Here is a 13,364-nt window from a genome sequence, read left to right as displayed (position 1 = left end):
CTTGAATTTGCTGCCAGATATCATCGGTGAGAAGAGTACGTGCCATTGAAAAAATATAGAAATCAAAAGAGCTTAAAGGAGGATTTTAAGTATTTAAAACCAATTTTTCAAATGAGGACACGCCCTAATAAAGTCTGTGACATAAAAAATTAAGCTGAGACAGCCCTGCTTTTCAGTCCATTGACTTTAATTTTTTATAAGGTGGTCCACTCTTTACGCACATCTTCTGCTGTTTTATTGAGCACTACGCTATCGTCTTTGATTTCGCTTACCCAACTCAAGGGAATCAGATGATGCTCATTATTTTCATCATCACTTCTTGTCAATTTAATTGAATCCTGACCTTCTAAATGGTCTACCTTCCCGACTTGAGTACCACATGAAGCAATGACTGAAGCATGTTCTTTAATATCACTTGCATTAAAATTGTTCATTCTATTTGCCTGTTTCTAGAAGTTGAGAGGAACAGTCTAAGCAATAAAAAACGCCACATGTGTAAGGGTTTTCAGGCTTTGGGTTTTGAAGGGTTAAGAATGTAAACGCTTAGCACGGTTTAACCCACTACATAACAAAAATGCTTTTTGAAGTTGAGTATTCAGATATTTTTATAGCTTGATGAATTGGATGTGAAGATGTGAAGATGTGAAGATGTGAAGATGTGAAGAAAGGTTAATTATTTAATGCCTGAAAATAAAGAAAGAAGATGAAGCTTAGGCTTGATCTTCTTTCTGACCATACATCCAAGTTGCAGCGATATATACACAAAAACCACTTGCCATTAAAATACCTGTAACCATTGTTAAGATCTCCCGTTTCAATATCTGCATTATGTAAAAGTTTTATGACAGTTATATGACAATCCGGTTTTTTATTAATTTTTAAATAATAATTAAAATTCAACTACTTAATCAAAAATAATAATAAATATGACTATTTTTAGTCTGAAATATGACACTAAATATGACCAATTACTGTCATATTTGACCCGTTGAGCAGCTAAAGTCCTCCTTTAAATTGCCTAAACTATAAACTTTCGGCCAATGCTCGCCCAAAATGCCCACAACCCGATTCTTTTGTCTTATAATTTAGCCCGCTAGCTATCAGCCCGCTCAAGAGATATTTGTATGACAACTATTATCAAGCAAGATGACTTAATCACATCGGTTAAAGATGCGCTTCAGTTCATTTCTTACTATCACCCACAAGACTTTATCCAAGCGATGAGCCGTGCGTATGATCGTGAAGAGAACAAAGCTGCTAAAGATGCGATCGCGCAAATCTTAATTAACTCACGCATGTGTGCAGAAGGCCACCGCCCAATCTGTCAAGATACCGGTATCGTCAACGTATTTGTTGAAGTGGGCATGGATGTTAAATTCGATTTAACCATGGGCCTGGATGATGCAATCAATGAAGGCGTACGTCAGGGTTATTTAGAAAACTCCAACGTGCTTCGTGCATCAGTTCTGGCCGATCCTGCTTTTGGTCGTAAGAATACCAAAGACAACACTCCTGCCGTGATTTACCACAAGCTTGTGCCTGGTAATAAAGTAGATATCACTGTAGCAGCCAAAGGTGGCGGTTCAGAAAATAAATCTAAACTCGCAATGTTGAACCCATCTGATTCAATCGTAGATTGGGTACTGAAAACTGTTCCAACGATGGGTGCAGGCTGGTGTCCACCAGGTATGCTAGGGATTGGGATCGGTGGTACTGCTGAAAAAGCCATGATGCTTGCCAAAGAAGCTTTGATGGAAGAGATCAACATGGACGAATTACTTCGTCGTGGTCCACAATCTAAACTTGAAGAACTTCGTATCGAAATCTTCGAAAAAGTGAATGCTTTGGGTATTGGTGCACAAGGTCTTGGCGGTTTAACCACTGTACTTGATATTAAAATCAAAGATTATCCTTGTCATGCTGCAGGTAAACCAGTCGGTATGATCCCGAACTGTGCTGCGACTCGTCATGCACACTTCACACTTGATGGTTCAGGTGTTGCACATATTCAGGCACCAAAACTTGAAGACTACCCATCTGTGACTTGGGATTCTTCAACGTCTAAACGCGTTGATCTGGACAACATCACGCAAGAAGAAATGAACTCTTGGAAACCAGGCGATACGCTGCTTCTTAACGGTACAATTTACACTGGCCGTGACGCTGCGCACAAACGCATGGTGGACATGCTGAACAATGGTGAAGAACTTCCTGTTGATCTTAAAGGCAAGTTCATCTACTACGTAGGTCCAGTCGATCCAGTTGGTGATGAAGTCGTTGGTCCTGCAGGTCCTACCACTGCAACGCGTATGGACAAATTCACACGTCAAGTTCTTGAAGCGACCGGCATGTTTGGCATGATCGGTAAAGCGGATCGTGGTCCTGCTGCCGTTGAAGCAATCAAAGACAATAAAGCGACTTATTTAATGGCTGTAGGTGGCGCTGCGTACCTCGTGTCTAAAGCGATCCGTGAAGCTGAAGTGGTTGCCTTTGCTGACCTGGGTATGGAAGCGATCTACAAGTTTGTGGTGAAAGATATGCCGGTCTCTGTCGCGGTTGATGTGAATGGTACTTCTATTCACGCGACTGCACCGAAAATCTGGCAAGCTAAAATTGGCAAGATTCCAGTCGTGGACGCTGCTGCAGGCTAATTTTGACTGCAATAACAAAGCACCCTCTATCGGTAATGCCAGTCAGTTAAGGAATTGACTGGCATTTTCTTCTTGAAATTCATGATTATATCTGATAGATAGAAAAGTCATCTGCAACTGTTTGAGGCATGAGGTGTATTGCACCGCAAGATTTAAAAATGATTGTTTCTGCGACAAACTTACTAGTCGATGGTGGCTGACGAGTTTTGCGGATGAGGAGTGTTGCTCCGCAAGATGCCTTCCTTGCGAAGCTTCGCTTCTCATTTGGGCGAAACCAAAGTAACAAATAATTTACAAGAATTTGATTTATAAAATTAATACTCCGCTGTGAATGACTAAAAAATTAAAGAGTCTATTTCTAAACTCCTTAACTGATCAACATTACCCTCTATCGGTGCTTTTTTATTATATTTATTCTGGGAAATGTTCCATTACCAAGTACGCGGATCCCAAAGTTTAAAAGGTGCCTTCAACTGTACATCTAATGATGGATCATAAGCAGTTGGTTCAATTTTCTGGGCTTTTTTGCGAATCTGGCCAGTTTCCTGATCTTGCGCCACAAAGTTAAAACTGTGAGATTTAAGCTGAGTAAAAGCAATTTCATTCAGACCGACCTTTTCCGGCATGAGCATGAAGGGCCCCGAGACACTACGCCGCGTGCTGATATTTTCTTCATCATATTTAATAAAATAGGATTGTCCTGCTTCCACACTAAAATCCAGATATTTAGGCTTCTGAAAATGCAAAGCACCCAACGGTCGACTGGTACTTAAACGATATGTTCCTGTAGGAACTTCAATCCAGTAATAATGATTATGCAAAAGACTTGGAATATGTTCTTGATTGATAAACAGGCTGGCAGCGACAATTTCCTGACGGTTCCATCTGGAATCAGGACGGTATAAATACACGATGGCGGCTTGATCATGTTGTGGTTTCACCGTTTGAAACTGATTGCCCTGCTTTTGATTGACCCAGCCACCAATAGTAAACATACCAATACGATGCTGTTCCACAAAGCCCGGTTTTTTTTCAAGATCAATATTTTTTAGAGTGCTGAGTGACTGTGTAGGCTCAACGACGGCTTTCTTACCATGACACCCCAGCAATGCCAAACTGCTGATGAGTACAATTGCGACTCCACGCATGCTTATCCCTCACTGCGTCTTTATTCTTTTATATGCAAGTGCTTTGCGATTTATTTTTTATAAGTTTTAGGCATCCACGCCTAGTCAATCAGATTAACATCCAGCTTTATTTTTGGAAATAAAAAACCTGCGAAAACACGGAGTTTTCGCAGGTTTCGGATGAATAGCAGTTAAGCAGATTTGCTATTCACCACTTTTAAATCTATTTTTGTCGCTGTCTCTTGCTGCTCATGCGGTTGACGCTCGGCACGATATTCTGGCTCTGCTTCACCTTTAATCACCGCTTCATTGACGACTACTGTACCGACATCGCTGCGGCTTGGCAGGTCATACATAGTTTCGAGTAATGAATTTTCCAGGATCGAACGTAGACCACGCGCACCAGTATTACGCTCAACCGCTTTTTTTGCCACGGCACGTAATGCGGATTCTTCAAAGACCAGATCCACGTCTTCCATATCAAACAAATGTTGATACTGACGGGTTAATGCATTCTTCGGTTCAGTCAGAATCTGCATCAATGCTTCTTCATCTAACTCATCCAAAGTAGCAATCACCGGCAAACGACCAATAAATTCTGGAATCAAACCAAATTTTACCAGGTCAGTTGCTTCAACTTGACGGAACAGATCAGACAGCTTCTTGGTTTCATCTTTTTTACGCACTTCTGCGGTAAATCCGATGCCACCTTTTTCCTGACGCTGCTGCACAATTTTCTCAAGTCCAGAGAATGCACCACCACAGATAAACAGAATGTTGGATGTATCAATCTGAATGAATTCTTGCTGCGGATGCTTACGGCCACCTTGGGGCGGAATCGAAGCAACCGTACCTTCGATCATTTTCAATAAAGCCTGCTGTACGCCTTCACCCGATACATCACGCGTAATCGATGGATTTTCAGACTTGCGGGTAATCTTGTCGATCTCGTCGATATAGATAATGCCCTTCTGTGCTTTCTCGACATCATAATCGGCTTTTTGCAAAAGCTTCTGTACAATATTTTCTACATCTTCACCCACATAACCTGCTTCGGTCAGTGTGGTTGCATCTGCCATGGCAAAGGGTACATCAAGAAGGCGCGCAAGCGTTTGTGCAAGCAAGGTTTTGCCTGAGCCCGTCGGGCCGACCAGCATGATATTACTTTTTGAAAGTTCAACTGAATCGTCAGCTTTTTTGCCATTATTCTGCACTTTCAGGCGCTTGTAATGGTTATACACTGCAACCGACAAGGTCTTTTTTGCGATATCCTGACCAATGACATATTGATCCAAGGCCGCACGGATTTCCTGTGGTTTCGGCAAAGGACGATTGGCCCAGTCATTGGTTTCCACCTGTTGACTGGTTTGAACCAAATCTAAGCATACGTCCACACATTCGTTACAAATGTATGCGTCCTCGCCTGCAATCAGCTTCCCGACTTCAGACTGCGTTTTACCGCAAAATGAACAATGCTTTTGTCCTTGAGGATGTTCGGACATATTTACTCCACTATCTGAATCTTTAAAACTTATGGACGTTTAGTTAAAACTTCGTCCACAAGACCGTATTCTTTCGCTTGCTGAGCAGTCATAAAGTTATCACGGTCTGTATCGCGTGCTACTTTCTCGTATTCCTGACCGCTGTGTTCAGCCATTAAACGATTTAAACGTTCTTTAATAAATAGAATTTCACGGGCATGAATTTCAATATCCGAAGCCTGACCACGGAAACCACCGAGTGGCTGATGAATCATAACACGGGCATTTTCTAAGCAGTAACGCTTACCTTTAGTTCCGGCATTGAGCAGGAAGGCACCCATAGATGCTGCCTGCCCCATACAATAGGTCACCACGTCAGGTTTGATAAACTGCATGGTGTCATAAATTGCCATACCTGCAGTCACTGAACCACCTGGCGAGTTGATATATAAATGAATATCTTTATCTGGATTTTCAGCCTCTAAAAACAACATTTGCGCAACGATAAGGTTCGCCATATTGTCTTCAACTTCGCCCGTCATAAAAATTACACGTTCACGCAAAAGGCGTGAATAAATATCAAAAGAACGCTCACCACGAGAGGATTGTTCTACCACCATTGGCACTAAAGCGTTTTCAATCGTTGGAACATACATACGTTTATTTATTCCTAAATTTTTTGTGACCTGACCCATAATCACAATATGAGGGATAATCACTGAAATTGCAAAAAATTCGCCAATAAATCCATCATATTTTTTGCATTAGTTTTGTGAAAATCAGAAATGCTTTTTTCAGGCATCAATATGAAAAAAAGGCGCATCAAGCGCCTTTTTTATGGAAAGCTAAAATTAAGCTTGTTGACGAGCTTGCTGCTCTTTCAATAAGTCTTCATAGCTTACAGTCGCATCAGTTACTTTAGCAGAAGCCAAAATGTAATCAACAACTTGGTCTTCTAGTACAACAGCTTCGATTTGTTGACGTTGTTGCGCATCGTTTTTGAAGTATTCGATCACTTCGTTTGGATCTTCATAAGAAGACGCCATGTCTTGGATATACGCTTCAACACGTGCAGCATCTACTTCGATTTTCGCATCAGCTAAAACACGGCTAACCAATACGCCAAGTTTTACAGATTTTTCAGCTTGTTCTTTGAATAATTCGTCTGGAAGCATGCTTGAATCAAATGCTTGCGCACCTTGAGCACCAAACTGTTGAGTGAACTGCTGAATCATTTGTTGACGTTGACGGTCAATTTCTTGAGCAAGCATAGCCGCTGGAAGTTCAACTTCGTTTGCAGCAACAAGCGCATCAAAAGTCGCACCTTTTACCTGGTTACGCAGGCCGTTTTTCACTTCACGTTCCATGTTTTTACGAACGTCAGCTTTCAACTTCTCAACGCCTTCTTCTTCAGACACACCGAAGATTTCCAGAAATTCAGCATCAATTTCTGGAAGTTTTTGTTTTTCAACAAGCTTCACAGTGATTTTGAATTGAGCTTGTTTACCAGCAAGGTTTTCAGCTTGGTAATCTTCAGGGAAAGTTACATCAATCACTTTCTCTTCGCCTTTCTTCATACCAACGATGCCGTCTTCGAAGCCAGGAATCATACGGCCAGAACCGAGTACAAGCTTGAAGTCTTCAGCAGCGCCGCCTTCAAATTTCTCGCCATCAACCGTACCTTCAAAATCGAAAGTCACTTGCATGTCTTTTTTAGCCATGCCTTTGGTTTCAGCCCAAGCAGCACGTTGTTTTTGAAGATTTTCGATCATCTTCTCAACGTCTTTATCGTTGACTTCAGTTGCTTTACGTTCAACTTCCAGACCTTCGAATTTCACTTCAACTTCTGGATAAACTTCAACAGTCGCTGTATATACCAGCGCGTCGTCTTTCATTTCAGTTTTTTCGATGTTTGGCATGCCCACAGCATTAATTTTCTCTTGCTGGATTGCTTCGAAAACTGTGTCACGAATAATATCGTTTACCACTTCTTGGTAGATACCCGCGCCGTATTCACGACGAACTACGTTTACAGGCACTTTACCTGGACGGAAGCCGTTGATCTTCGCAGTTTTAGCAGTGCGTTTTAAACGAGCTTCAAATTGCTCATTAATACGGCTCGTCGGTACAGAAACATTTAAACGACGGGCAACGCCCGAAACCGCTTCAGAAGTTACTTGCATGGCTTCCTCTATATATTAGGTTATAACAGGTTTATAAAAATGTGCCACATTATATGACAACATTTAAGGATATACAAAAAATACGCGCGAGTTCCAGTTTTTAAACCCTTTTTTTACTTGAATTGGCATCTTTTCAAATATTCAGGCGATTAAATTGAAATGAAGGAATTGTATATTTTTATTGCAAATGATAAATATTATCACTAGTATTCACTTTCAAATTTGATACAAAACTCTGAACTCTCTCCATATTGGAATTTTGGTTATGCGTGATTTTAATCTTCGACCTTTAGCTGTGGCTATTCTTGGGGTTACAACAGCTGCTGCACATGCTGAAACAACAAGCACAACATCTGTTCCGACAACTCAACTTTCCACGATTGTGGTGTCAGCGACTGGCTTTGAACAAGAATTAAAAAATGCACCTGCCTCTATTAGTGTGGTCACTGCTGAAGACCTAAAGAAAAAGGGCATTACCAGCATTGCTGATGCACTTACAGAAGTTCCTGGTGTTGACGTACGTAATGGTCAAGGTAAAACAGGCGGCCTTAATATCCAAATGCGTGGTTTAAATCAAAGCTACACCCTTATTTTAATTGATGGTCAACGTCAAAATACCTCTGGCTCAATTGGCCCAAACGGTTTTGGTGAATTCTCTACCAGTTTTATGCCACCTTTAGCTTCTATTGAACGTATTGAAGTGATTCGTGGTCCAATGTCTACACTATATGGCTCAGATGCAATGGGCGGTATTATCAACATCATTACCAAAAAGGTCTCTTCTGAGTGGAATGGTAATGTTTCTGTTGAGCAAAATATTCAAGAAAATTCTGAGATTGGCAATAACTGGAAAACTAGCGCAGTCGTAAATGGTCCATTGATTCAAGATAAGCTTGGCATTCAAGTACGCGGTGAGTTTTTCCATCGTGACGAATCAGATCGACTTGTGACACCTGCAAAAACTATTGATGAAGGTAGTCAAGGACGAGATCCTCGTACTGTAGAAGCAAATAATTATGCTGTTGGTACGAAATTGACCTATAATCTGAATGATAATGTGTCTACTTGGGTTGATTTCGATCATTCTGAACAACGTTTCAATAATAGCGATGCTCGCTTAGGCGAACTTTACGAATTCAACCGCACGACAGGTTTACCATCTGGCCCAGGCTCATATAAAGATGAAATCAAATTTTTAAGAGATCGTATTTCTGCTGGTGTCGATACTGAGTTAAATTTCGGTCAATGGAAAACGTTTGCAAGCTATGTAACTTCTGAACAAGAAGGTCGTCGCTTACCTAAAGGTAATGTTCCTGAATACAACTATTTCTCTGATGGTACCCAAGATCGTATCTTAGAAAATAAAGACTTAACTGTTGATTCTCGTATAATTTCAACGCTTGGCAATCATAAAGTTACTGCTGGTGTTGAATATAAAGATGGTGAAACCATTGACAATTCAGCAGGTAATAGTGTTGCATTTGAGCAAGACTCTTGGTCTATATTTGCTGAAGATGAATGGAATCTAACTGATTCACTTGCGCTCACTTTCGGTGGTCGCTACGAAGACCATAGCGCTTTTGGTGGCCACTTCACACCTCGTGCTTACTTAGTTTGGAATACGAATGATCAATGGACATTAAAAGGTGGCGTGAGCACAGGCTATAAAGTTCCAACAGCCAATGATCTCCATAGCGGCATTAACGGATTTAGCTCTCAAGGTCGAAACGTGACCTTGGGTAATCCAGATCTTAAGCCTGAAGAAACCACAAACTATGAGCTTGGTTTCGTTTACGATAACTTATCTAATTTCTCTTTAACGGCTACGGCATTCTTTACTCAATTTAAAGACATTATTGTCAGCGATGCACGTGTGTTTGAAAACTGTTTATGGGCAGGTCGCCCAGCAGGACAAGCGCCTGCGAGTGACTGTATGACTGTAGGTAGTTTCGATAATCAACAAAACTTCGGCTTTAAAGGTAATGCTGATAAAGCTGAAAGCTATGGTGTTGAGCTAAGTGCAAAATACGATATCTCTCCAAGCTTTGATGTAAAAGCAAACTATACGTGGTTAGAATCTGAAATTACCGAAGGTGAAAACAAAGGTAATCCTATTGAAAATACACCTCGTCATGCTTTGAACTTCACAGGAACTTGGTATGTTAATGATAAGTTCACCACATGGTTAGAAGCTGAATATAAATCTGATCGTGTTCGCTTCACGAATCCTAATCTTAATGATGTAAATATAAGTCGCGAGATTGATGCCGTTGGTAATAAATTAAAAGCATATGAGTTATTCAATTTAGGTGCTTCTTATAAAGTAAGTAACCAAGTGACGGTTTCAGGTCGAGTGAATAACTTATTGAACAAAGACTTTGGCGACTACAAAACGTTCATCAACAGTGATAATGATGTAGAAAATGCCTTTCTTTATACTAAAACTACAAGTGGTTTAGCAGGAACATATATTCCTGATCGCAACTACTGGTTATCTCTGTCTTATGACTTCTAAAACTTAAAGTAATTGCAATAAAAAACCCTGCCCTAGCAGGGTTTTTTATTGTCGCTAGACCAGCACCTTCCGAAACCTTTTTAATTCATGCCCTTCCATATACATCACTATTATCAATAAAAATTTAACAATCCAATTTATTTTTCAATATTAATTAAAAACAAATACTTAAATAACTATTGTTACATCATTACATTTAAGAACTCATTTAACATTTTCTTAAAGATCATGAATTCCCATGATAAAAAGATCAAAGTAAAAACAAGAATCATTATTATTCGCATACATTTTCAAATTCATTTCTTAGGTTTAACATGACCTTTATTAAAACACGTAAAAAAATCGTTTCCTCTGCAATTGTTTCGTCTTTATCAATTGTCGGAACACATGCAATTGCTGAAGAAAATGTAGTTCGACTTGACACCATTCATCAAGAAGTCAAAGCTGAACAAGCACCCAGCTTAAAAGTAGATCAATCTGCAAACAGCAAATTTGTTGCTCCTTTACTCGACACACCAAAATCAGTATCCGTTATTTCAAAACAGCTGATTGCAGATACGCAAGTGACGACTTTAAGTGATGCTTTACGTACTGTGCCGGGTATTACCCTAGGTGCAGGTGAAGGGGGCAATCCAAACGGCGATCGTCCGTTTATTCGTGGTTATAACTCTGAAAGCTCCATGTATGTAGACGGCGTTCGTAATGCCACTTCACAAAACCGTGAAATGTTTGCTGTCGAACAGGTCGAAGTGACTAAAGGTTCTGCGTCTGCCATGGGCGGCGCAGGAGCGACCGGTGGTAGCATCAACATGATTTCTAAAGTTGCGAAGAAAGGTGACTTTTTAGAAGGCTCGGTCGCTGGCGGCACAGATAACTATCAACGTATTACTTTAGATGGCAATAAAGATTTCGGAAATGGTATCGCAGCACGTGTTGCGGTAATGGGCCATCATAATGAAAAAGCTGGCCAGAAAGATGGTGCGGAATATAAACGTGCCGGTATTGCGCCAAGTATTAGCTTTGGTCTGGACACCCCTACTCGCGCGACTTTGGGCTATTACTACTTAAAGTCTGATGATACGCCTGATGCTGGTGTACCTTACGGGACACTTGGAACTGCTGATACTATTGGTAAACCCATTGATGTAAAACAAGGCATTTACTACGGATGGCTTAATCGTGACTTCCAAAAACAAGAAAATCAAATTGGTACATTTAAGTTAGAACATGATTTAAATGAAAATTTAACACTTTCTAACATTGCAAGTTATACCCGATCAAAAAATGATTATGTATGGACTCAACCTGACGATAGTCAAAAAAATATTGCCAATGATGAAGTTTGGCGCCGTGCCAATACGCGTATTACCGACACAGAAGGCTATAGCGATCAGCTAAGCTTACGCGGCAAGTTTAATACAGGTGCTTTACAACATAGCTTTAACATCGGTGCTGAATATAGTTATCTAGAATCAGATAAAGGCAATTATACAGTTAACAATTCTGGCAATGTTGAACCTGTTCAAACAGTTGATGCTGCTGGCAACCCAGTCTTTGATAAAGATGGTAAACCTGTAATGACCAACCCAATTGGAGGTAACCCTGCATCTGGTGCATGTTCTACAAATTACGGTTATGGACAAGGTGCTGCATCTGAATACTGGTGTACTTCTGCTCTCAACCCTAATTCACGAGATCCATGGTTAGGCAGTATTACTGTAAATAAAGCCGTCACCACAACAACTGCAGAAACAACATCTATCTATTTATTAGACAGCATCGAAATCAATCCTCAATGGATAGTCGATCTAGGTGCACGTTGGGATAAATTCGATACGGAACTTAAAACCAATGCAACCGGTGTAAAAATTGAAAACAATACGGACTTTTTCTCATATCAAGCAGGCTTAACATTTAAACCTGTAGAAAATGGTTCGATCTATGCGAGTTATTCGACTTCTGCAAACCCAGTAGGGATTGATGCAGGTGATGGCTCTGAAGGAACAGTCAATGCCAACAATAAAGACCTTGACCCTGAAGAAGCTCGTACTTTTGAAATCGGAACAAAATGGGACTTATTAAATGAAAAACTGAATTTAACTGCTGCCATTTTCCGAACAGAAAAACAAAATACGCGGATTCAACTGGATGCTAGTACATATACTAATGGCGGTGAAACCCAAGTTGATGGTATCGAATTGGGCTTAAACGGTAACATTACCGATAAATGGGCAGTTTCAGCTGGCTATACTTATCTAGACAGCGAAACTGTGAATCCAGGCCCATCTTGTAACCGTCAAGGCGTGTGTACACCGGATAACCCTGCCAAAGGTAAACAAATGCAGAATGTGCCTAAAAACTCTGCAACCCTGTGGACAACTTATGCAATAACTCCAGCTTTAACTTTAGGTGCGGGTGCTGTGGCAATGGATAAAGTCTATGGCGATGCTGCGAATACAAAATATGTTCCGGGCTATGTACGTTACGACGCGATGGCACGTTATAACGTAAATAAAAATGTTGATTTACAATTGAACGTCAACAACCTGTCTGATGAACGTTACTTTACCAAAGCTTATGCATCTCACTATGCCACTGAAGCAGAAGGCCGTAGCGCAGTATTGGCAATCAACTTTAAATATTAATTCAATGTAAGCGCATAGCCTCCTTATGGGGGCTATGCTATTTTCAATATAAAATATTCAGGAAAAGTCTTCGTGCTGCATCATATTCCAAACGTACTGAGCAAAGAACAAGTGCAATATTTCCGTGAGGAGATGAATAAAATCGAGTGGGTGAATGGCAAGGTTACGGCTGGTACGCTCTCTGCAACGGTGAAACAGAATCAGCAATTGCCTGAAGATCATCCCCTGACCCATCATTTAAGTCATATTATTCTTGAATCATTGGGTCAACATCCGCTATTTCTATCGGCTGCGATTCCACTCGATATCATTCCCCCACTGTTCAACCGTTATGAAAATAACGAAGCTTTTGGCTTTCATGTCGACAACTCCATTCGCCGTATTCGTGGCACGAATGAACGTCTCAGAACCGACTTATCCTGTACGGTTTTTTTGAGTGAACCTGAAGAATATGCCGGTGGTGAACTGGTGGTTGAAGACACCTATGGCTATCACGAAGTAAAACTGCCTGCCGGGGATATGATTCTGTATCCATCCACCAGTTTGCATGAAGTCACCCCAATCACCTCAGGTTGCCGAATTGCCTCATTTTTCTGGGTACAAAGCATGATTCGTGATGATGCTGAACGGCATATGCTGTTTAATCTGGATCAAAGCATTCAAAACTTGAGAATGCAATTGGGCGATCAGCATGCAGAAGTTATGAAACTGACCAATTTGTATCACAACCTCATGCGCAAATGGGCCGAGCTTTAAAATTTT

At 40.7% G+C, this 13,364-nt stretch carries 9 protein-coding genes; 4 read left to right on the top strand and 5 right to left on the bottom strand.

The window, feature by feature from the left end; translation table 11 throughout:
* Positions 1-194: 194 nt before the first annotated feature.
* Complete coding sequence (locus FTU90_RS02870) at positions 195-434, bottom strand: DUF2171 domain-containing protein (protein ID WP_005095591.1); 240 nt, start codon at positions 432-434, stop codon at positions 195-197.
* A gap of 690 nt (positions 435-1,124) precedes the next feature.
* Between FTU90_RS02870 and FTU90_RS02865 the strand changes: the two genes are divergently transcribed.
* Positions 1,125-2,651: a fumarate hydratase gene (locus FTU90_RS02865; RefSeq protein WP_180049874.1), complete on the top strand. Its 1,527-nt coding sequence runs from the start codon at positions 1,125-1,127 to the stop codon at positions 2,649-2,651.
* Positions 2,652-3,082: 431 nt separating this feature from the next.
* Here FTU90_RS02865 and FTU90_RS02860 read toward each other — a convergent pair whose 3' ends face one another.
* The 4 genes from FTU90_RS02860 to tig all read right to left on the bottom strand — a co-directional run bounded on the left by FTU90_RS02860 (position 3,083) and on the right by tig (position 7,442).
* The gene (locus FTU90_RS02860) at positions 3,083-3,799 is read right to left on the bottom strand and encodes a DUF2846 domain-containing protein (RefSeq protein ID WP_100357538.1); all 717 of its coding nucleotides are present in this window, start codon (positions 3,797-3,799) and stop codon (positions 3,083-3,085) included.
* 170 nt (positions 3,800-3,969) lie between these two features.
* Positions 3,970-5,280, bottom strand: a complete 1,311-nt coding sequence (clpX, locus tag FTU90_RS02855) for an ATP-dependent protease ATP-binding subunit ClpX (RefSeq protein WP_005095585.1) — start codon at positions 5,278-5,280, stop codon at positions 3,970-3,972.
* A 29-nt stretch (positions 5,281-5,309) separates the two neighbouring features.
* A complete protein-coding gene (gene clpP / locus FTU90_RS02850; protein WP_005095582.1) occupies positions 5,310-5,915 on the bottom strand; it encodes an ATP-dependent Clp endopeptidase proteolytic subunit ClpP in 606 nt (201 codons plus the stop codon).
* Positions 5,916-6,110: 195 nt separating this feature from the next.
* Positions 6,111-7,442, bottom strand: coding sequence for a trigger factor (gene tig, locus FTU90_RS02845; protein ID WP_005095580.1), 1,332 nt, complete (start codon positions 7,440-7,442; stop codon positions 6,111-6,113).
* Between the two features lie 265 nt (positions 7,443-7,707).
* Here tig and FTU90_RS02840 point away from each other — a divergent pair, with 265 nt between their 5' ends.
* From FTU90_RS02840 to FTU90_RS02830, 3 genes are all read left to right on the top strand, one after another.
* Positions 7,708-9,957, top strand: a complete 2,250-nt coding sequence (locus tag FTU90_RS02840; protein ID WP_180071922.1) for a TonB-dependent receptor domain-containing protein — start codon at positions 7,708-7,710, stop codon at positions 9,955-9,957.
* A gap of 314 nt (positions 9,958-10,271) precedes the next feature.
* Positions 10,272-12,602, top strand: a complete 2,331-nt coding sequence (locus tag FTU90_RS02835) for a TonB-dependent siderophore receptor (RefSeq protein WP_180049872.1) — start codon at positions 10,272-10,274, stop codon at positions 12,600-12,602.
* A gap of 72 nt (positions 12,603-12,674) precedes the next feature.
* Positions 12,675-13,358 carry a Fe2+-dependent dioxygenase gene (locus FTU90_RS02830; RefSeq protein ID WP_100357541.1) on the top strand — a complete coding sequence of 228 codons (684 nt, stop codon included), beginning with the start codon at positions 12,675-12,677 and terminating at the stop codon, positions 13,356-13,358.
* Positions 13,359-13,364 lie beyond the last annotated feature (6 nt).

Source organism: Acinetobacter sp. YH12200, assembly GCF_013418175.1.
GTDB classification, from domain to species: Bacteria; Pseudomonadota; Gammaproteobacteria; order Pseudomonadales; family Moraxellaceae; genus Acinetobacter; species Acinetobacter pseudolwoffii.
The sequence above is the reverse complement of the archived record's forward strand: the minus strand, read 5'-3'. Positions and strand labels throughout refer to the sequence as shown.